Raw genomic sequence first — 22,478 nt, forward strand, 5'->3', positions numbered from 1 at the left:
TCATAAATAGGAATATAAAATGAAAAATAAATTTGATTTACAAAACCTTTCAGTTAAAGATTTTCTCTTTTTAAACAAATTATTAACCCCAGTATTTATCACTTTCTTTTATTGGTTAACATTACTGCTAGTATTAATCAGTGGATTAAGCATTGTATTTACTAGTTTTACTCTATTCAGTTTTAGTTTTAAATTGGCTTTTTTTACCTTTTTTAGTGGCATTATAACCATCATTGTTGGCATTTTAACAACTCGTGTTGTATTTGAATTAATTTGTGTACTATTGAATATAAATCGCAACATTGAAAAATTATCTTCAACTAAAACTGATGCAAGCGAAGCCACTGACGACCTTACAAGTCATGATGAAAATTAATTATTTGTTCATCTGATTTATATCGATAACTAAATGAATAAAGTGGGACGTTTTCCCACTTTATTAAATAGTTATACACGTTTTTAAACGTATAAACTCAAAAATAAACTAACTCATTTAAAGGCCAACGTGGCTTAACGTTGATTGTCAGATCTGTTGATACATTTGCTTTTTTTAAGTGGATCATTCCTGCATAAGCAATCATCGCACCATTATCCGTACAAAAATCCAGTCTTGGATAATAAACTTGCCCTTTACGTTGTTGCATAAGTGCTGTTAGTTTTTGGCGTAAGGTCTTATTGGCGCTCACGCCACCGGCGACAACTAAGTGCTTAAATCCGGATTGGTCAAGCGCACGACGTGATTTAATCACTAACGTATCAACCAGTGCATCTTCAAAAGCCCTTGCTATATCTGCTTTAGTTTGAGTATCAATAGTATTATTAGCATTGATATTTTGATAGATAGTGTTAGCTGTAGCGGTTTTAAGTCCGGAAAAACTAAAATCCAACCCCGGACGATCCGTCATTGGTCTTGGAAAATGGAAACGTGATGTATCACCTTGTTCAGCTAATTTAGAGAGTTTCGCGCCTCCGGGATAATCTAGGCCAAGAAGTTTAGCCGTTTTATCAAACGCTTCACCAGCAGCATCATCAATCGATTCACCGATTAATTGATATTGACCTATATTTGTAACTCTGATCAACTGAGTATGACCACCAGAAACCAATAATGCGATAAATGGAAATTCGGGCGGATTCTCTTCAAGCATTGGTGCAAGTAAATGCCCTTCCATATGATTTACCGCAATAGCCGGCACATTCCATGCATATGCAAGTGAACGTCCAATTGATGCTCCAACCATTAATGCACCAATTAACCCCGGACCGGCTGTATAAGCGACACCGTCAATGTCAGCTGAAGTCAAATTTGCTTCTATTAATGCAGATTGAATTAATGGGATTGTTTTACGAATATGATCGCGTGAAGCAAGTTCTGGTACAACACCGCCATAATCCGCATGTAATTTAATTTGTGAATAAAGTTGATTAGCAATTAAACCCTTATTGTCATCATAAATGGCAACACCAGTTTCATCGCAAGATGTTTCAATACCCAGAATTTTCATTAATGTTTACCTGCAAACTCTGAAAGATCTTCTTCGCTCCAGAGATCTTGCTCGGTAATATCTTTATCGGGTATACGATGTTCTTCTGCTGCCCATTCACCTAAATCAATAAGCTGACATCGTTTACTACAAAATGGACGAAAAGGACTCTTTTCAGACCATTCAACCTCTTTTTGACAAGTTGGACATTTGACAAATGTAATTGTTTGTTTATTCATGCTTACTCTTTTATATTTTATGCTACTAACAACTTGCTAATTCAAACTCAATTGCGTCAAGATTAACATTCTCACTACCTTCAAGTGGTAAAAAACGTATGCTATAACGGGACATATGTCCGGATACTTGTGGATAAACATTTTTATCTAACTCGACACGAATACGGATTAAATTTATATCGCCATTGGTTTCTTGAAAAAAATTATTAGTACAAATGAAATTCTTAAATTCACCTAGTTGCCTAACTAGTTGCATATAACAAGTTAATGACTCATCTAAAATGGATAAATGTTGCAACCAACTCTGAACTTGATTATCTCGTTTTTCAGGTGATTGTTTTAACCATAAATGGAAAGAAGGAAGATCAAAACTACAACAACCACCAGGGATCATCAATCTTTGTCGAATTGAATTAATAAAACGATCATCTTTTAAAAACTGCCCTAAACGTGATGAAGAGTTAAATTTAGCTATAAATGAATCAAATTTAGTTAATAAACCATCTAGTAGATCTTGATCTACTCCGTCAATATCTCGCCATAATAAAAGCTTCTGTTTTTGGGTTTCAATATCTTTAATTAGATCACTTTTGATATCATTCCGTTCAATGATTTCTAATAATTCAGATAATACATGAAAAAAAAGTAATGCATTGTTTTGATTAAAATGACAATGCAAATTGAGCTGTTTCAATAAAAATTCAATCCGTAACCAAGTACGCATTTTTTCATTTAGTGGATGTTCAAAAATTATTTTATTCATACTAATCCATTCTTGTATTTATCGTTATTTATATATTGATGATGTAATTTATTTACTTGTAATGTTAATGAATTCAAATCATCATTATTTATAATAATATCATCTGCATAGGCTAGCCGTTTAAGAGAAGATACTTGCGATCGTATCATTTTCATAGCTAAAGCCTCATCAATGTTGTCTCTTTGCATTAAACGTTGCAGTTGTAACTCAATTGGAGAATCAATCATCAATACGCGATCAGCCAGATGATGTAAGTTGTTTTCGATTAATAATGGTACCACCCAAATTACATAAATAGCTTGTTGTGACGCTATTTGATCTTGCGTTTGTTGTTGAATTATTGGGTGTAATAAACTATTCAACCATAACCTTTCATGATCGTTATTAAAAATAATTTCGCGCAATTGAGAACGATCTAGTTCACCATTGGCTAATAAAATCTCTTGACTAAAATGTTTGACAATCGTCGAAAAGGCAGATGTACCGGGTTGAACAACTTGACGAGCAATAATATCAGCATCAATAATTGGTACACCTAACTGGGCAAATAGATTCGCAATAGTACTTTTACCACTAGCGATTCCACCACTAAGTGCGACAACATAAGGCATGAGACGATTTCCAATCAGATGAAGCTATTAGAAAATTATATCATATAATTGAAGTTGATTATATATAGCAAATTGCCTTAATCATACTGAAAAAAAACTCATAATCTAATAGATAGATTATGAGTTAAGTTACTCAAAGAAACAATGAGACTTACCGGTTAACCGCGCTCATAATAATCAATGAAAAAATCGTACCAACTTTACCAAATGCTGGGAAACATAATAAATCAATCTATTGAATGAAATGATGTTTCGCTACTGCTCCATCTTGGTGAATTATTTAACTAATCTGGTGCAATTTGTCCTCATTTAGTCAACTCTATTGATGATTAGAGAAAATAAATCAATAAAACTATTGGTTTTATATCATTAGCTGTATATAATCACATGTATCTGTATATAAAAACAGGATGACTATTATGAGACCTTTAACTGAACGCCAACAGCAAATCTATGATTTGATTAAAGAAAATATCCAAACAACAGGAATGCCACCGACTCGGGCTGAAATTGCCAAAAAATTAGGTTTTCGTTCCGCTAATGCAGCTGAAGAACATCTAAAAGCTCTGGCGAAAAAAGGTGCAATTGAAATGATTGCCGGATCTTCACGAGGAATTCGTTTACTCCTTGAAAGCCAGACAGAAGAAAATGAATATGAAGGTATTCCACTCATTGGTCAAGTCGCAGCAGGCTCACCTATCTTAGCTCAAGAACATATCGAAAGTCATTATCAAGTAGACCCGTCACTTTTTAAACCACATGCTGATTTTCTATTGAGAGTACAGGGAATGTCGATGAAAGATATTGGTATATTAGACGGAGACTTACTCGCTGTACATAAAACCCAAGATGTTAAAAATGGTCAAGTTGTTGTGGCTCGCATTGATGATGAAGTTACTGTCAAAAGATTATCTCGCAAAGGTAAACATGTTCATCTATTAGCCGAAAATTCAGATTTTTCACCAATTGAAGTCGACCTTGAGCAACAAAATTTTGCAATTGAAGGACTTGCTGTTGGGATTATTCGAAATGGGTCATGGATGTAAATAAAAAGTTAGTATAAAATAACTACTAAATATTGTCAGGAGATAATTTTATGTGGCTATTTTGGTTATTTGAATTTTTAGGGTTTGTTGCGGTTCTGTTACTTATTTATGCTTACTGCCGTTTTGTGGACAGAGGCTTTTGGTCTTTTGTCTGGAAATATTTGAAATGGGTGGGATTAGCCATCGCTATTGTATGGATATTAATTATTGTGCTTTGTCGACACCATTTATATAGCGCGACTCACTGTTACTTTCGTGGAGTAAGTATGCATACTAACACTAAATACTCTATCTATTTAAGTGAATGCCAAATTGAAACACGAAGTGGCAGTTATGTGCCGATAGATAGAGCAAGAGCATTACCTGGTGCGAAAGATCAAGATTCTGATAATAATAGTGATCATGATAATCACTCTGATAATGATGATGAGGGAAGTGATCAAATCTTATCAGAATAATTAATACTCCCGGATTTAGATCAGGCAATAACCGTTTCAAATTGCCTGATCTATCTTCTTTAAAGACCTAAAGCTTCTTTTAGTTTTTAACCTTCTCATTTGAAGCTGACATATAAGCTAAACAATGCTTTTCCCATTGCCTAAAACCATATATCAAGATAAAGCTGACACATAAGTAAATTACAGCAGCAATGCCAAAAGCATGAAATGGCATGTAGGTATCAGCATAAATATCTTGGGCGATTTTCATTAAATCAGGTACTGTTGCTGTAAAAGCTAACGCCGTTGAATGCAACATAAAAATCACTTCATTACTATATGCCGGTAAGGCGATACGAAATGCTCTTGGTAAAATGATATATCGATACAACTGAAAACGATTAAAGCCTAATGCAGTTGCGGCTTGGATTTCGCCACTTGGAACATTACGAATAGCGCCAGCAAAAAACTCAGTTGTATAAGCACATGTATTTAAGGTAAATGCCAAAATTGTACAATTTAAACCACTACGAAAAAAATCATTAAGCACATAATTATCTTTAACTATACTTAATGTATAAATACCGGTATAGATGATTAATAATTGCACATATAGCGGAGTGCCACGAAAGATGTAAGTATATAACCAAATTGGGAATTTAATTAATATATTGGATGAATTACGTGCCACCGCCAATAAAATAGATAAAACTCCACCCATTGTCACAGATAACACCAAGATCCAAAGGGTAATAGCTAGCCCAGTAATATTAAAACCATCAGTCCATAGCAAGGCTTTCCAATATTCTTGAAGAATTTCTATCATGATAATAATCTTTCTTATAATTTTGCTTTGGCAATACCAATAGAATAATGCTTTTCAAGCTTCCATAAAACAATATTCGAAATCGAAGTAAAAAAGAGATAAAAAGCTCCGGCTATTAACGCAAAAAAAAGTGGTGCATAAGTTGCTTCACCAACTATTTTGGTTGCTCTAACAAGATCTGACAAGCCTAATAATGATACTAGTGCGGTCGCCTTTAACACGACCAACCAATTATTTGTAATACCGGGAAGCGCAAAACGCATCATTAAAGGAAACATAACATAACGAAAAACTTGAGATTTACGTAAACCTAAGGCAAAAGCAGCATCAAGTGTTGTTTTAGGTACGGAGATATAGGCTCCGCGAAAAGTTTCGGTAAAATAAGCACCATAAATAAAACCTAGTGTAATAATACCTGCAACTAATGGATTGATTTCAATAAAACCGATATCGAAAAAATCTGTAATTTGATTAAGTAACAGTTGTAAACCATAAAAAATTAACATCATCAAAACTAAATCAGGCACACCACGAATTAGCGACGTGTATGCCTGACAAAGTAAAGCAACAGGTTTAAACTTTGACAATTTACCAATAGCGCATATCACACCCAGTGCCATTGCTAAGAATAATGAAGCAACAGCTAAACTGATAGTAATTAATGCACCTTGGCAAATTAAAGGAATATAGCCTTGCATTGATTATTCATTACTATTATAAATATTAAATTCAAAATATTTGTCATTGATTTTCTTGTAAGTACCATCAGCTAAAATGTCAGCTAGTGCTTTATTGAATGCTTCTCGAAGTTCATTATCTCCTTTACGGAATCCTAACCCTGTACCAACACCAAAATATTTTTGATCAACTAATGCTTTTCCAGCAAAAGAAAAATCCTTACCTTGCGGTTGTTTTAGAAAAGATTCGCTAGCTGTTACTTCATCTTGTAAGGCAGCATCTAAACGACCGGCAACAAGATCAGAAAAAACTTGTAGCTGATTTTGATAAGGTACAATGATAACACCATTAGGTCGCCAAATTTCATTAGCATAATATTCTTGAGTTGTACCTTGTTCAACGCCGACTCGTTTACCTTTTAATGATTCAACAGTTGGCAATAAATTTGCACTGGTTTTGGCAACCAATCGAGAATTGACAGCGAAAGTTGGATTTGAAAATGCAATTTGTTTTTCTCGTTTTTCAGTGATCGTAAATGATGATGAAATCATATCGATTTTACGAGATAACAGCGAAGGAACTAATGCATTAAAATCGGTCGTAGCAAAATTACATTTGATACTAATTCGATCACATAAAGCTTGAGTAAGTTCAATATTAAATCCTGTGATTTGACCATTAGCATCGATATAATCAAACGGTGCATAAGAAGTGTCTGAACCTATTTTAATTGAATCGGGTAATTTTGCATGTCCAGCTATAGGTAAGCATAATAAATTAATAATAAATAATGATTTTAATAGTCTGTTCATAATTAATTCTCTGTGAATGAATCAAGTGGATAATATAACGCTTTCTTAACAAATTAGATAATAAAAAAAAATTATAAATGTGAACAGTATTATTAGAATTGCAAAAGTACTTTTTGCAATTCTAATCTTTCTTGACTATAACTAATTATTACAAATGACACCAAACATTAGAGTTTAATCGGTTTAATACCCCAAATATCTTGGGCATATTCCTGAATAGTTCTGTCAGATGAAAATTTACCCATATTAGCAATATTAAATGCTGTTTTACGGAACCACTGATTCGGATCGCGATAAACTTCATCAACTCTTTTTTGCGCTTGGTAGTAAGATTCGAAGTCTGCCAAATTCTGGTAATGGTCGCCAAAATTAGCAATAGCGTCAAATAATCCTCGATAACGTTCTGGGTTCAAAGGGCTAAAGTAACCTGTCGCGATTTGCGTTAAAGCTTGATTAATACGCGGATCTTTTTCATAGTAATCACGTGGATTATAAGTTTGACGAAGCTCTTCAACTTCTTTAGCGTTATGACCGAAAATAAAAATATTATCATCACCCACACTCTCTTTAATCTCAACATTAGCACCATCTAGTGTACCAATAATTAATGATCCATTAAGGGCGAACTTCATATTACTGGTTCCCGACGCTTCAAAACCTGCTAAAGAGATTTGTTCAGAGAGATCGGCTGCTGGGATCATAATTTCAGCAAGACTGACACTATAATTTGGCACAAAGATCACCTTGAGCTTACCATTAATCCGCTTATCGTTATTAATAACTGTTGCTACTTCATTAATTAATTGAATCGTCTGTTTAGCTAATTTGTAAGCACTTGCTGCTTTACCCGCAAAAAAGACCACTCTCGGTACCCAATCTGCATCAGGATTAGCTAAAATTTCATTATAACGAACGATAGTATGTAATAAATTCAAACTTTGACGTTTATATTCGTGGATACGTTTTATTTGCATATCAAAAAGTGAACTTGGATGAATCACTATATCGAGTTCTTCAGCGATATATTTAGCCAATCGCTCTTTATTCGCTTTTTTAACATCTTGTAACTCTTTTAGGAACAGTGGAACATCAATTTGCTCATTTAATTCAGTGAGTAAATTTAAATTAGTTCGCCAATTTTTACTTAAATATTTATCTAATAAATCAGCTAAATTAGGATTAGCCACACCGACCCAACGTCTAGGGGTGATGCCATTAGTCTTATTACAGAATTTTTCAGGATATAATCTTGCGAAATCAGCAAATAGTGATTTAACCATTAGATCTGAATGAAGTTGTGATACTCCGTTAACTTTATGACTCGCGATAACTGCAAGCCAAGCCATACGTATTCGGCGACCATTATTTTCATCAATTATTGATACACGAGTGAGTAGTTCATTATCATTCGGAGCCAGTTTTTTGACTTCTTCTAAAAATGCATAGTTAATTTTAAAAATAATTTGGAGGTGATATGGCAATACTTTACTCATCATGTCAACAGACCATGTTTCTAACGATTCACTCATAAGCGTATGGTTAGTATAAGAAAATATTTGTTTAGCCATTTGCCATGCATTATCAAATGAATATTGATAATGTTCAGTTAATATTCGGATAAACTCCGGAATAGCCAAAACAGGGTGAGTATCATTTAAATGGATAGCGACCTTTTCAACTAAATCATCAACGGTTCCATAAATTGAATGGTGTCTACTAATAATATCTTGCATCGTGGCCGAAACTAAAAAATATTCTTGCGATAAACGTAACGCTTTACCATGCATAGTTGAATCATCAGGATAAAGTACAAATGATACATTTTCAGAAAGTGATTTATCTTGAACCGCCGCAAAGTAATCACCTTGATTAAACTTGGCAAGATCAAATTCATCAATAGCCTTAGCAGACCATAATCGTAAGGTATTAGTGACATCATTATCATAACCGGGAATAATTTGATCATAAGCATAAGCCAATACTTTTTCAGTATCTAACCAACGAGTAATATCCCCTTCTTGCTGAACGCGTCCACCAAATTCAACTTTATATTCAATATTATGACGGTAAAACTCCCAAGCATCACCATGTTTTAACCAATTATCAGGAACTTCAACTTGCTCATTATTGACTATGGTTTGCTTAAACATTCCATATTCATAACGTAAGCCATATCCCCATCCCGGATAACCTAATGTTGCCAGTGAATCCAAAAAGCACGCTGCTAAACGACCTAAACCTCCGTTACCTAACCCCGGATCATCTTCTGCTGCACATAGATCTTCTAAATCAAGACCTAACTCTTGTAAGGCTTCTTTAACTTCAGAATAGATACCATTTGAAATCATGGAATTTGAAAGTGTTCGTCCAATTAGAAATTCCATAGAAAGATAATAAACTTTTTTGCTATCTTGATAAGAGTTTGATCTTACCGTTCTTAACCAATCTTCTACCATTCTGTCTCTAACGGTCAATATAACAGCATTTAACCAGTCATGCTTATCTGCCATAGCCGGATGCCGACCTATAGCAAAAAGCAGTTTATAAATAATTGATTGTTTGATTTTTTTGACTGTAACGACAGGTGAAACATAATCAAAATTAGTAGCTAATGCCATTTAATATTCTCCCTATAATTTACGCGATATAGCATAGTAAAGCTGTTGATACTTCCTCGCTGAATCTTGCCAACTAAATTGTTGGCTCATAGCTCGTCGTTGCAATGATCGCCATACTTGTTGTGTTTGCCATAATTGAAAAGCACGATTGACTGCGTAACGTAGCCCATCTTCATTACAATCAATAAATGAAAAACCGGTTGAGATTTTTTTATCTAAATTTTCGTCAGTACTATCGATTACAGTATCAGCAAGTCCACCGGTTCGACGGACTAAAGGTAATGTGCCATATTTAAGGGCATATAACTGTGTTAAACCACAAGGTTCAAAACGACTAGGCATCATAAAAACATCTGCACCAGCAATAATACGATGTGATAGCTCTTCGTTATAACCAAAATAAACAGCTATCTTATTTGAATACTGAGGATTATTAACAAATTCGGAAAATGCTTGTTGCAGTTTATTGTCGCCACTTCCCAATAAGATAAATTGCCCTCCTCTATCCAAAATCTCCGGCAGTAAAGATAAAATTAAATCTAATCCTTTTTGTTCGGTTAGGCGAGAAATGACACAAAACAACGGCCCATTACTTTCAACATCTAAATTAAATTCTCTCTGTAATTCATATTTATCCGTTTTTTTAATGTCCAATTTACGTTTGCTGTATCTGGCTGCTATTAAACTATCACTGGTCGGATTCCAGACCTCATCATCAATACCATTTAAAATCCCACTTAAGCGACGCTGTTCGCTTCGGGTTTTTAATAATCCTTCAAAACCATTACCAAGCTCCGGTGTGGTAATTTCTTTCGCATAAGTCGGACTGACTGCTGTTATATGATCAGCGTAAAAAAGGCCTGCTTTTAAATAGGAAATTTGCCCATGATATTCAAGTCCATTAACATTGAAGTAGGACTCAGGAATTTGAATTTGTGATAAATGATAACGATTAAAGCTTCCGTGATAAGCTAAATTATGAATCGTAAATACAGATTTAGCATGATGACTTGACTGTTTTAAGTTTAGGTAGGCACACGTTAACCCCGCATGCCAATCATGACAATGCAACAAATCTGGTTGCCAAAAATAGTCTAATCCACAAGCAAGTTCACTGGCAATCCAGCCTAGTAAGGCAAATCGTAGATAGTTATCGCTATAATCATTTTGATTTGCATCATGATAAGGACTGCCCGGTCTATCATATAAATGTGGTGCATCAATTATATAAACACCTATATCTTCAAAATAGCCGAAGAGTAGCGTTACATGTCCAGCATAAGTATCTACATTTTTTACTATATTGGTATTTTTAATTCCAGCTTTGATTGCAGGAAAGCCGGGTATTAAAACACGAACTTGATCACCTAATTTAATTTGTGCTTTAGGTAAAGCTCCGGTTACATCCGCAAGCCCGCCTGTTTTGAGTAAAGGGTAGAATTCTGCACAAACATGTAATATTTTCTTCATTCTCTTTCCTTATGGTTGAACAATACCTAATTTACGAAGCATTTCACGAGTAACTAAAGTTATACCAGATTCACTACGATAAAAACGCTTTGCGTCTTCTTCTGGATTTTCACCGATGATCATCCCTTCTGGAATATGACAAGCTCGATCCAGAATACAACGTCGTAATCGACAGCGTAACTTAATAATGCAATCTGGTGAAATAATAGAAGAATCAATCGTACAAAATGAATCAATTCTAACTCTAGAAAACAAAATTGAATTAACAATCATTGATCCCGTTATAATTGAACCCGCACCAACCAATGAATTCATGGTCATGCCCTGCCCACCGTCAAGATTTTGTACAAATTTTGCCGGTGGTAATGGATCAGTATAAGTTCGAATCGGCCAGTAAGGATCATAAATATCCAATTCCGGCATGACTGAAGCTAAATCTAAATTGGCTCGCCAGTAAGCATCAACCGTTCCTACATCTCGCCAATAAGGTGGTGCTGACGTATCAGAAGTAACACAAGAACGGGTAAATGGATGAGCCCACACCACACCTTGTCCTACCCCTTTTGGAATAATGTCATGACCAAAATCATGTGTGGAATGAGTATCATTATGATCATCTTCCAGCATTTTGACTAGATAATCGGTATTAAAAATATAGATCCCCATACTGGCTAACGCATGGTCAGGATCATTCGGCATAGCAGCTGGATGTTCTGGTTTTTCTTGAAATTCGATAATTTTTTCGGATTTATCTACCGCCATTACACCTAAACTAGTTGCATCTTTTAATGGGACTTTGATACATCCTACTGAACATTTGGCTCCTTTTTTAACATGATCAAGTAACATTTTGGAGTAATCCATTTTATATATATGATCACCGGCTAAAATGACAATATAATTAGCCCGATAGCGAAGGATGATATCTAAGTTTTGATAAACTGCATCGGCAGTACTGACATACCAATTACTACTTTCTACCTGCTGTTGTGCAGGTAGCAGATCAACAAATTCATTCATTTCTTCATTAAAAAATGACCAACCACGTTGAATATGTTGAATAAGCGAATGTGATTGATATTGTGTTAATACACCAATACGACGAATTCCCGAATTTATGCAATTAGATAAAGGGAAATCAATGATTCTAAACTTGCCACCAAAGTGTACCGCTGGTTTAGCCCGTTTAGAGGTCAGATCTTTTAATCGTGAACCTCGTCCGCCAGCTAAAATTAGAGCTATTGCTTGGTTTGGTAGCTCTTTAGCTAACATAACATCTTGATCCAATGGATTATCCATATAGTCTCCCCCCTTATTCCTGCAAAATTAAAATTGAAACTGCGTGCGCATTGATGTTCCAGTTATGAGTATCTATTTGTTGTTGCTCTATTTGACCTAAGATACATTTTTTTATTATGCCTGGAGCGCAAAAACTTTGTTGTTCATCTGATACATTAATTACGATAAGCCACTTATTTGATAACTCAATTTGTAAAATTTTGGGCGCTATCTGTTGCCAATCAGAAACCGACATTAAATTCCCCTGTTGGTTTAACCAACGGACATCATAACTGGTTTGGTTTTGTGTGTTATCTTGCCACCAGTGATGATGATTTAATGCAACGATCTGTTTTCTAATTTGAATGACACTTTTAACATAATTAAAGAGATCTTTATTATTGTCTTTTATAAACGTCCAATTTAACCATGTCAATTCATTATCCTGACAATAACCATTATTGTTACCCTGTTGACTATTACCCCATTCATCGCCAGCAAGTAACATTGGCGTACCTTGTGATAATAGTAGCGTTGCTAACAAACTTTTTTGTATGATTAGACGTTTTTGCAAAATGTCAGGACTGTCGGTAGCCCCTTCTACGCCAAAATTATTACTCCAATTCTGATTATTACCGTCATTATTATTTTCACAATTAGCTAGATTATGTTTCTGATCAAAACTCACAAGATCATTCATGGTAAAACCATCATGACAAGTAATATAATTAATAGAGCTAGCTGGCGTACGCCCTTGCTTTTCAAATAGCATACTCGATGCGGCAAAACGTTGGGCAAATTCGCCTAGTGATATATCTTGATAAAGCCAAAAACGACGCATCGTATCACGGTATTTATCATTCCATTCAGCAAATGGATAAGGAAAGTTCCCAAGTTGATAACCGCCTTGACCTATATCCCATGGTTCAGCGATGAGTTTTATTTTTTGTAGGATCGGATCTTGTTGAATCGCAATAAATAAAGGAGAGGTTGAATTAAATTCTGGCGTTCGACCTAATAGTGTTCCCAAATCAAATCTAAAACCGTCAATATGGCAAGTACAAACCCAATAACGTAAACAGTCCATTACCCATTGAATGACTTTCGGATGAGTTAATTTTAGGGAATTACCACATCCAGTCCAATTAATTAAATGATCTTGTTCATCATGCCAATAATAGTTATGAGGATCTATACCTTTCAAACTTAACGTTGGCCCACTAGCATCAAGTTCAGCGGTGTGATTAAATACCACATCCAAAATAACTTCAATACCGGCTTTATGTAGTGCTTTTACCATATCTTGAAACTCAGATAATGGTGTAGTATTGGGTCTTTTTGACCAATATTTTGTTTCCACAGCAAATGGAGCAATAACGTTATAACCCCAATAATTATGCAGTTTTAATTGTTGTAATCTTGGTTCATCAAGATGAAATTGAACCGGAAGTAATTCAATAGTGGTGATCCCTAACTCAGTTAAGTAATCAATCATGATAGGATGAGATAATCCAGCATAGGTTCCGCGTAGTTGCTCAGGGATATTCGGATGTAATTTTGTTAATCCTTTAACATGAGCTTCATAAATAATTGTTTTTGACCATGGAATATTAATTGGATAATCATCGCCCCAATCATAATTATCATCAATCACAACACTCCAAAATTGACCGTCGATAACTTCTATCGCTTTTGCATAGGGATCAAGTAATAACAACTGATTGTCATTAATTCGATAACAATAAAGCGTTCCAGTTTTAATATTTTCAATACAAGTAAACCAGACTTCACCTATTTTTTCATTGATAGGAATAGTAGTAACTGAACCATTATTGAGCAGACATAATTCCACTTTGAATGCCGATGCAGAAAATAGTGTAAAACTAACACTATTATTCTTAGCATGATAACAACTTCCCATCGGCAAATAATTCATATTATGTCCTAGTTAAATACAAAGTGGCTAACGGCGGTACCGTTAGTTCCAATGAATACGGTTTCCCATGGCTAGGGATTTTCTTTGCAGTAATAGAGCCTAAATTACCCACATTACTACCGCCATAATAGTTTGAATCCGTATTTAAAATTTCTTGATATTTACCGGATTCGGATATACCAATTTGATAATTATAGCGAATAACTGGCGTAAAATTAGTGATCACAACTATTTTTTTTCCTTGGCGATCTACCCGTTCAAAAACAAATATAGAATTTTGATTATCATCAACCACTAACCAGTTAAATCCAGCTGGTTGATAATCAAGTTCATACAAAGGGGGATTGTGCTGATAGAGTTTATTTAAGTTTTTTACTAACTGCAAAACCCCTTGATGTAAATTATCTTTCTCTTCAGTTAATAAAAACCAATCTAATTTACTATCATGATTCCACTCATTCCACTGTGCAAACTCGCTCCCCATAAAGAGTAATTTTTTACCCGGATAAGCCCACATGAAAGCATAATAAGCGCGTAAATTAGCAAATTTTTGCCAAGTATCCCCCGACATTTTATTTAAAATTGAACATTTACCATACACCACTTCATCATGAGATAAAGGTAAAATGTAATTTTCACTATAGGCATAAAATAAGCCAAAAGTGATCAGTTGATGATGATATTTGCGATAGATTGGATCGAGTTTTAAAAAATTTAAGGTATCATGCATCCAACCCATATTCCATTTATAATGAAAACCCAATCCATTATTTTCCGGTGGTTTTGTGACATAAGGATAATCAGTGGACTCTTCGGCAATAGTAATACAACCCGGATAATATTTACCAATATCATGATTGACTTCCTGTAAAAAAGAGATTGCTTCTAGATTTTCACGCCCACCATATTTATTAGGGATCCAGTTACCATCAGGGCGACTATAATCACGATAGATCATTGAAGCCACGGCATCAAATCGAAAACCATCGACACCATAAACATCAAGCCAATAAAGGGCATTGCTGATTAAATAATTTCTTACTTCAAAACGGCTATAATTATAAATAAGCGTGTTCCAATCTCGATGCACACCCTCTTTGGGATCAGGATATTCATAGAGTGTAGTGCCGTCAAATTGACGTAAACCATGTTCATCTTCAGGAAAATGTCCTGGCACCCAATCTAATATAATATGAATATCTTGATCACGAGCTGCTTGTAAAAAGTAAGCAAAATCATCCGGAGATCCAAAACGACTGGTTGGTGAAAACAGACCAATTGGTTGATATCCCCAAGAGCCATCAAAGGGATGTTCCATTACCGGTAATAACTCCAGATGAGTAAACCCCATTTCTTTAACATAAGGTAAGAGTTCATCGGCTAATTCACGATAGGTCAACCATGAATTATCCTTATGCCGTTTCCATGAACCTAAATGCACTTCATAAATAGCTATGGGTTTATCAAATTGATTACCTTCTTTGAAGGTTTTATCGCAAATTGGTGACTTAGGAAAGTTTTCTACGCGTGAGGCAGTATTAGGTCGAATTTCGGTACCAAAGGCATAAGGATCGGCCTTTAATACCACGGCATTTTGACTGGTAATAAGTTCGTATTTATAGAGTTGACCAACTTTAATTTGTGGAATAAATAGTTCCCAAACACCTGTTTCTTGGCGTAATCGCATTGGATGTTGCCTACCGTCCCAGAAATTAAAATCACCTACAACCGAAACGCGTTTGGCATTAGGCGCCCAGACTGCAAAAATCACGCCTTGTGTATCACCTATTTTAACCGGGTGAGATCCCAATTTTTCATAGGCTCGTAAATGTTTACCTTGCTTTAATAACCAAACATCTAGCTCTTGTAACCAAAACCAAAAACTGTAAGGGTCATCACGCACTTCATGATAATCACCCCAATAAATATCTAATTGATAAGCAAATTTCTGTTTTTTATTGGGTAGTTTGCCGACAAAAAAACCTGTTTTATCAATTTGAGATAATTCAATAATGGGTTGAGAAGGATATTTGTTTAATAGAACAATACGAGTAGCATTAGGAATAAAAACCCTAACTTCAAGAGATGAACCACATTGATGCATGCCCAAAATTGAGAAAGGATCATTACATTGACCATTGATAAGCCGTTTGATCTCCTGAGTGAAAGAGTATTGCATATAAATTCCCTATTATATTGAAATAAAGCAAATTTCACTGGCAAGATTTATTATTCTATTTCTGAATGCAAGTTACTATTCTAAAGATTAAAATAATACTTATTATTGTTTAAAAAATAGCACAAAAAAACGGTCGCTTAATAATCAAAAAGTGCTAATAAAACGTTAATTTTAATAGAGCTAGCAATTAAATTGATTAATGGCGAAATAGCATAAAATTCGCCTGTTTTTTGTACGAAAATTAAATATCTTTTTCTTTAATTTAAACCAAGATAATTAAGTTATCAAATTCATTGATTAGCTTGGTGTTCAATCTGAACTACATTAGCCATATTTAGAACACAATAGTAATAAATTATTTAGCTAATAACTAATTAATATCACATACTTTGCAATAAATTCAACTATATCTACCGCTTTTTTGATATTTAGGCTTGATAACGGTATGATATTTGGTGATGTTACTTTGCGTTTTAGCCTGCTTACTATGGAGTTCTCATGATTGATTATGATGCTTTCCCTGAACAACGACAATCCTTTATTCAACAACTACTTAGCCAAAAAGGTCGTGTGGTAAGTGCTGATTTAGTAGGATTGTTAGGTGTTTCAGAGCATACCATTCGACGCGATTTGCAAAAACTGGCGCGTGACGGTATATGTAAGCGAGTTTATGGGGGGGCAGTGAGTCAACTCAAGCAATCTGCAACGTTTGAAACTAGAATGACACAAAGTGTAGCTGAAAAATCAACCGTTGCCAAAAGATGTGCGCAACTAATAAAAGCAAATTCTTGTATTTTTATTGATGCTGGTTCGACCTATTTGGCAATGGCTAGTTATATACCGCAAGATATGGAATTAACCATTGTCACGAATTCCCCGCAAATTGGCTCTTTACTCAGTAGCCGCACTCATGGTGAAGTGATTTTATTAGGTGGTAAAATCAATCCACAAACAGGTAGTACTATGGGTAGTGACACGGTAAATCAAATACGTAACATGGTCTTTGATCAGACCTTTATTGGTGTTTGCGGGCTTGATCCTCAAGCCGGTCTAAGTGCAGTGTATTATGAAGATGCGTGTTTTAAAAAAGAAGTCATTGCTCAAAGTAATGAAGTGATTGCTGCTGTCATTGCAGATAAAATGTTGCAAGTTGCGCGCTATAAAGTCGCAACTTGTGAAGATATAGATATCATAGTAGTTAGTCAGGAGACCAAAATTCAAGGCTTTGAAAATGCAAACTTACACATTGAGGTAGTTTGATAACGCCAATTTATCGCTAATTGCATTGATCTCTATTTAGCTTGTAATGCAAGCATCTGTTCAATCGTTGTCATTACCGCATTATCATCATTATATCCCGTGATAAAATTGGCAACTGCTTTGGTTTCTTCAAAGGCATTTCTCATTGCAAAACTATATTGAGCTTGTTCAAGCAACTCTACATCATTTAAACCATCACCAAATGCCATAGTTTCATGGTAAGTTACACCAAGGAGTTGTTGTAATTTGTTAATGGTATTGCCTTTATGCACATCAAAATCTGTAATATCAATCCATGTAGCTTCTGAAACTACAATATAGACTTCTTTTTCATAATCGTTTAAATGAGTTCGTGTTTGCGGGCATTGACCTGTTTCATCATATACGGTGATTTTAATAAAATCGTCTGTAATGGTATGAAGATCATTCACTTCAATAATATTGGCATAAGATCCGCGAACTTTTGCTTTAAGCCTGTCGGGCAAATTAGATTTGATGATCGCTCCGTTTGCTGTACAAGCAATAATGACATGATCTGAACTTGCATGTTCTAGCGTTTTTATAATACGCTGACCTAATGCATTATTAATAAAAGAGCGATAAATAAACTCTCCATTAAATTTAATCGTGGTTGCGCTGTCACCAACAATCCAGATCTTTTCGCTATATTGACCAAATAACTCTTCAACTCGATCACACTGTTTACCCGTACAAGCTGCAAAATGAACACCTTGCTTAAGCATAAGTTCATACACTTGAGCAAATAATTGTCTGTCATAATCACCTTGATTGTTTAAAAACGAACCATCTAAATCAGTAATAATTAATTTAATCATTATGTTACCTCTTAAAAATAAGTGAAACCTCATAATGCAATATTATGCTCGTTTATATAATATTATGCAATATTTAGATAGATTAAATGCATATTTAAATGGTTGCTAACTGAATGGTTATTTAATTTATCACGATAAAAAATCATCAAAAAACCCCAAGGGCTTTGTATCTTAAGGCGCTATTGTTCAAAAAATAAGGACTTTTAATTATCAAACCAAACATCTATTAACCGTAATAGATGTTTGAGATCTATTAATGTCATTGTTAGGAAGATAATTGAATTTAAATAAGATGAATGATGAATTTTGATTAGCATCAACCTACACTTTTTGCTGATCTCTTTTACAGGGTAAATACCGGGCATAAATAACTAATTTATAGCCAACTTAATTTTGTTACATATTTAACAGAACAGTAAAACAAAATTTGTATCAATAATAATATTAAATTAAACTGTCATGCGTGGTTATTATACTGTCAACGAAATTAAGGAGAATTTTCTATATGTCTGACAAACCTAAGATGTCTACCAAAAGAAAAATTTTAATCGCCGTCGGTGTTATATTTGTTATTTTGGCCTTTGTAAGTACCAACAATGATCAAAATGACCCTTTAGCATCACTTGAATATCCCCAAAATCAAGCCGCAATAGTTGAAGCTTCTAAAACAGCTATGGAAAAAGCTAAAAAAGCTGAAAATGATATGCAAAAAGGTAGTGCGCTCAATGAAAGAAATAAAACTATTTGTGCTAATCTTGGTTCGCTCTCGGTTGATAACTGGGTCGGTATTATTTCTAAAATAGATTCTAATTCAGACGGTTTTGGAGTATTAGAAATTCAAATAGCTAAAAATATTTTTGTTAAGACATGGAATAATTCACTTTCTGACTCATTTCACGATACTCTGATCAAGCCTTCAACGACACTCTTTGAAACTGTATCAAATTTAAAGAAAGGTCAAAAAGTAAAATTTTCGGGTAACCTATTTAAAGATAGCAGTACTTGCATTGTTGAAGCTAGCTTAAGTTTAGACGGCAAGCTAAAGGAGCCTGAATATATCTTTAAGTTTTCTCAAGTTACACCTATTAAAGATTAATTACCTTTAAACACAATAAAAAAGTATCTTTAATCACAATAAAAAAGTATCTTTAATCACAATAAAAAAGTATCTTTAATCACAATAAAAAAAGCCTGAAAACGTTCTATTTTCAGGCTTTTTGTTTAACAAACGCTATGGGGTTTGACTTATCAAACCCACATCAATATTACTGTTTAGCAACAATTTGATTATCGTCTAACTCCAGCATAACTGGTTTACCCGGTATTAAAGCACCAGATAAAATTTGTTGTGCTAAAGGATTTTCGATTTCGTGTTGTATTGCTCTTTTTAGTGGTCTTGCACCATAAATTGGGTCAAAACCAACTTCAGCAAGATGTTCAAGCGCAGCATCTGAAATCGATACAGTATAACCATGTTCTGCAAGACGTTTTTCAACTCGTTGTAACTGAATTTTAGCAATCGCTTTGATATTGTCTCGTCCTAACGGATGGAATACGACAGTTTCATCAATTCGGTTGATAAATTCAGGTCTGAAGTGTTGTGAAACCACTGTCATGACTAATGATTTCATTTCATTATAAGTTAAATCAACTTTACCTTGAATTAAATCTGAACCCAAGTTCGAAGTCATAATAATAACCGTATTTCTGAAATCAACAGTTCGACCTTGACCGTCAGTTAATCGTCCATCGTCAAGCACTTGTAGAAGGATATTAAATACATCCGGATGTGCTTTTTCAACTTCATCAAGTAAGACTACAGAATAAGGACGACGTCTTACTGCTTCAGTTAAATAACCCCCTTCTTCATAACCAACATATCCCGGAGGCGCACCGATTAATCGAGCAACCGAGTGTTTTTCCATAAATTCTGACATATCAATACGAATCATGGCATCTTCGCTATCAAACATAAAATTAGCCAGTGATTTACACAATTCAGTTTTACCAACACCAGTTGGACCTAAGAATAGGAATGAGCCAATTGGTTTATTTGGATCTGAAAGTCCGGCTCGACTACGACGAATCGCATTTGCCACCGCAACAACGGCTTCATCTTGTCCGATAACACGTTGATGTAATGACTCTTCCATATGTAATAATTTCTCTTTTTCCCCTTCGAGCATTTTCGAAACAGGAATACCGGTTGCTTTAGAAAGGACTTCGGCAATCTCTTCATCGGTTACTTTATTACGCAGTAACTTCATGGTTTTACCTTCAAGCTGAGTAGCTTGCGCTAACTGTTTTTCCAGCTCTGGAATACGACCATACTGTAATTCAGACATCTTATTTAAATCGCCCGCACGACGAGCTTGTTCTATTTCAATGCGCGCCTTATCTAAATCCGCTTTAATATGCTGAGTGCCGGATACTGCTGCTTTTTCAGATTTCCACTCTTCATTAAGTGAAGCAAACTCTTTCTCTTTTTCATCCAGCTCATTATTTAGCATTTCTAAACGTTTTTTACTGGCATCATCAGACTCTTTTTTCAACGCTTGTTGTTCCAATTTTAATTGGATAATTCGACGTTCTAAGCGATCTAAAGACTCTGGTTTTGAATCCATTTGCATACGAATACTTGATGCCGCTTCGTCAATTAAATCGATCGCTTTATCTGGTAACATACGATCGGAAATATAACGATGCGATAAAGTTGCCGCAGCAACTATTGCCGGATCAGTAATTTGTACATGGTGGTGGATCTCATAACGCTCTTTAAGTCCACGTAAAATAGCAATGGTATCTTCAACAGTTGGTTCAGCAACATAAACTTTTTGGAATCGGCGTTCTAATGCTGCATCTTTTTCAATATATTGACGGTATTCATCAAGGGTAGTAGCCCCAACACAGTGTAACTCTCCACGAGCCAATGCGGGTTTTAACATATTACCGGCATCCATAGCACCATCGCTTTTACCTGCACCAACCATGGTATGAATTTCATCAATAAATAGAATGATTCGGCCTTCTTCTTTGGCTAAATCTTTTAATACTGCTTTTAAACGCTCTTCGAATTCACCACGATATTTTGCCCCCGCAATCAAAGCCCCCATATCTAATGATAAAACGCGTTTATTACGTAATCCTTCTGGTACTTCACCATTAACGATTCGTTGAGCTAATCCTTCAACAATCGCTGTTTTACCTACACCCGGTTCACCAATTAACACTGGATTGTTTTTAGTACGGCGTTGTAAAACTTGTACAGTACGACGGATCTCTTCATCACGACCAATAACAGGATCTAACTTACCTTGTTCAGCTCGTTCAGTTAAATCAATGGTATATTTTTTTAATGCATCTCGTTGATCTTCTGCATTGGCATCATTCACGTTATCACTCCCTCTTACTTGATTGACAGCTTGGGTAAAACGCGCTGTGGTTACACCCGCTTTTTTCAATAGTTCACCTAACGCACCCTTTTCTTCAAGTGCCGCTAAAATAAATAACTCAGACGAAATATAACTATCATTATTCTTTTGTGCTAATTTGTCGCACAAATTCATAATACGAACAAAATGTTGAGAAGGAATAACTTCACCACCGATCCCTTCAACTTGTGGTAATTTGTTAATTGCCTGTGTTAATTCTTGTTGTAATAAAGGCAAATTAGCACCAGAACTGGTCAGTAGGGGTTTAATGCTACTGGCTTCTTGCGCTAACATAGCTGCAAGGACATGTTCAGGTTCAATATATTGATTATCTTTGCCAAGAGCCATTGACTGAGCATCAGCCAATGCTTGTTGAAATTTATTTGTAAGTCGGTCTAACCGCATATTAATATCTCCTTAGCAATAAATTTGGCTAAAATGTATTAAAAACACTTAAACCATTTGCATGGTTACTAAATAAGTGTAGAAGGATAAATTTCAAGTGCTTGTCAACAAATTTTTTTGATTTGATTTAGTATCATGAATATCAATCAATTTTTATCACTTAACAAAG

19 protein-coding genes are annotated in these 22,478 nt (G+C 34.9%); 5 read left to right on the top strand and 14 right to left on the bottom strand.

The features are described from left to right. Nucleotides 1-19: 19 nt before the first annotated feature. The gene (locus A9G11_RS02970) at nucleotides 20-376 is read left to right on the top strand and encodes a DUF4282 domain-containing protein (RefSeq protein ID WP_065618049.1); all 357 of its coding nucleotides are present in this window, start codon (nucleotides 20-22) and stop codon (nucleotides 374-376) included. Nucleotides 377-473: 97 nt separating this feature from the next. Here the strand turns inward: A9G11_RS02970 and tsaD are convergent, their stop codons facing one another. The 4 genes from tsaD to coaE are packed head-to-tail and all read right to left on the bottom strand — an operon-like array spanning nucleotide 474 to nucleotide 3,097. Further along, nucleotides 474-1,505 carry a tRNA (adenosine(37)-N6)-threonylcarbamoyltransferase complex transferase subunit TsaD gene (gene tsaD / locus A9G11_RS02975; RefSeq protein WP_065618050.1) on the bottom strand — a complete coding sequence of 344 codons (1,032 nt, stop codon included), beginning with the start codon at nucleotides 1,503-1,505 and terminating at the stop codon, nucleotides 474-476. Next, on the bottom strand, nucleotides 1,505-1,723 hold the full coding sequence (gene yacG, locus A9G11_RS02980) for a DNA gyrase inhibitor YacG (protein ID WP_065618051.1): 219 nt from the start codon (nucleotides 1,721-1,723) through the stop codon (nucleotides 1,505-1,507). The genes tsaD and yacG overlap by 1 nt, the downstream gene beginning before the upstream one ends. 25 nt (nucleotides 1,724-1,748) lie before the next feature. Further along, the gene (zapD, locus tag A9G11_RS02985) at nucleotides 1,749-2,486 is read right to left on the bottom strand and encodes a cell division protein ZapD (RefSeq protein WP_065618052.1); all 738 of its coding nucleotides are present in this window, start codon (nucleotides 2,484-2,486) and stop codon (nucleotides 1,749-1,751) included. Next, on the bottom strand, nucleotides 2,483-3,097 hold the full coding sequence (coaE, locus tag A9G11_RS02990) for a dephospho-CoA kinase (RefSeq protein WP_065618053.1): 615 nt from the start codon (nucleotides 3,095-3,097) through the stop codon (nucleotides 2,483-2,485). Before coaE ends, zapD begins: the two co-directional genes overlap by 4 nt. 419 nt (nucleotides 3,098-3,516) lie before the next feature. Between coaE and lexA the strand changes: the two genes are divergently transcribed. Next, on the top strand, nucleotides 3,517-4,143 hold the full coding sequence (gene lexA / locus A9G11_RS02995; protein WP_065618054.1) for a transcriptional repressor LexA: 627 nt from the start codon (nucleotides 3,517-3,519) through the stop codon (nucleotides 4,141-4,143). Nucleotides 4,144-4,193: 50 nt separating this feature from the next. Continuing rightward, on the top strand, nucleotides 4,194-4,601 hold the full coding sequence (locus tag A9G11_RS03000) for a hypothetical protein (RefSeq protein WP_065618055.1): 408 nt from the start codon (nucleotides 4,194-4,196) through the stop codon (nucleotides 4,599-4,601). A 79-nt stretch (nucleotides 4,602-4,680) separates the two neighbouring features. Here A9G11_RS03000 and A9G11_RS03005 read toward each other — a convergent pair whose 3' ends face one another. From A9G11_RS03005 to glgB, 8 genes are all read right to left on the bottom strand, one after another. After that, nucleotides 4,681-5,406, bottom strand: a complete 726-nt coding sequence (locus A9G11_RS03005) for an ABC transporter permease (protein ID WP_065618056.1) — start codon at nucleotides 5,404-5,406, stop codon at nucleotides 4,681-4,683. 14 nt (nucleotides 5,407-5,420) lie between these two features. After that, a complete protein-coding gene (locus tag A9G11_RS03010) occupies nucleotides 5,421-6,104 on the bottom strand; it encodes an ABC transporter permease (RefSeq protein ID WP_065618057.1) in 684 nt (227 codons plus the stop codon). 3 nt (nucleotides 6,105-6,107) lie between these two features. Continuing rightward, nucleotides 6,108-6,896 carry a lysine/arginine/ornithine ABC transporter substrate-binding protein gene (locus A9G11_RS03015; RefSeq protein WP_065618058.1) on the bottom strand — a complete coding sequence of 263 codons (789 nt, stop codon included), beginning with the start codon at nucleotides 6,894-6,896 and terminating at the stop codon, nucleotides 6,108-6,110. A gap of 167 nt (nucleotides 6,897-7,063) precedes the next feature. Continuing rightward, nucleotides 7,064-9,514 carry a glycogen/starch/alpha-glucan family phosphorylase gene (gene glgP, locus A9G11_RS14305; protein WP_065618059.1) on the bottom strand — a complete coding sequence of 817 codons (2,451 nt, stop codon included), beginning with the start codon at nucleotides 9,512-9,514 and terminating at the stop codon, nucleotides 7,064-7,066. Between the two features lie 12 nt (nucleotides 9,515-9,526). Beyond that, nucleotides 9,527-10,984, bottom strand: a complete 1,458-nt coding sequence (gene glgA, locus A9G11_RS14310; protein ID WP_065618060.1) for a glycogen synthase GlgA — start codon at nucleotides 10,982-10,984, stop codon at nucleotides 9,527-9,529. 9 nt (nucleotides 10,985-10,993) lie between these two features. Continuing rightward, nucleotides 10,994-12,283 (bottom strand): glucose-1-phosphate adenylyltransferase, encoded by a 1,290-nt coding sequence (gene glgC, locus A9G11_RS03030; RefSeq protein WP_065618061.1) that lies wholly within the window; start codon nucleotides 12,281-12,283, stop codon nucleotides 10,994-10,996. Between the two features lie 13 nt (nucleotides 12,284-12,296). Further along, nucleotides 12,297-14,198 carry a glycogen debranching protein GlgX gene (gene glgX, locus A9G11_RS03035; RefSeq protein WP_065618062.1) on the bottom strand — a complete coding sequence of 634 codons (1,902 nt, stop codon included), beginning with the start codon at nucleotides 14,196-14,198 and terminating at the stop codon, nucleotides 12,297-12,299. A gap of 1 nt (nucleotide 14,199) precedes the next feature. Next, a complete protein-coding gene (glgB, locus tag A9G11_RS03040; RefSeq protein ID WP_065618063.1) occupies nucleotides 14,200-16,377 on the bottom strand; it encodes a 1,4-alpha-glucan branching protein GlgB in 2,178 nt (725 codons plus the stop codon). A gap of 498 nt (nucleotides 16,378-16,875) precedes the next feature. Between glgB and A9G11_RS03045 the strand changes: the two genes are divergently transcribed. Then, entirely contained in the window at nucleotides 16,876-17,637 is a 762-nt protein-coding gene (locus A9G11_RS03045; protein WP_065618064.1) for a DeoR/GlpR family DNA-binding transcription regulator, read from the top strand. A 32-nt stretch (nucleotides 17,638-17,669) separates the two neighbouring features. Here the strand turns inward: A9G11_RS03045 and A9G11_RS03050 are convergent, their stop codons facing one another. Next, on the bottom strand, nucleotides 17,670-18,473 hold the full coding sequence (locus A9G11_RS03050) for a Cof-type HAD-IIB family hydrolase (RefSeq protein WP_065618065.1): 804 nt from the start codon (nucleotides 18,471-18,473) through the stop codon (nucleotides 17,670-17,672). Between the two features lie 505 nt (nucleotides 18,474-18,978). Here A9G11_RS03050 and A9G11_RS03055 point away from each other — a divergent pair. Next, complete coding sequence (locus tag A9G11_RS03055; RefSeq protein ID WP_065618066.1) at nucleotides 18,979-19,569, top strand: hypothetical protein; 591 nt, start codon at nucleotides 18,979-18,981, stop codon at nucleotides 19,567-19,569. Nucleotides 19,570-19,738: 169 nt separating this feature from the next. On the opposite strand, the gene clpB is transcribed toward A9G11_RS03055, so the two are convergent. After that, a complete protein-coding gene (clpB, locus tag A9G11_RS03060; protein ID WP_065618067.1) occupies nucleotides 19,739-22,309 on the bottom strand; it encodes an ATP-dependent chaperone ClpB in 2,571 nt (856 codons plus the stop codon). Between the last annotated feature and the right edge of the window lie 169 nt (nucleotides 22,310-22,478).

Source organism: Gilliamella sp. wkB108 (assembly GCF_001690195.1).
Classification (GTDB): Bacteria; Pseudomonadota; Gammaproteobacteria; order Enterobacterales; family Orbaceae; genus Gilliamella; species Gilliamella apicola_L.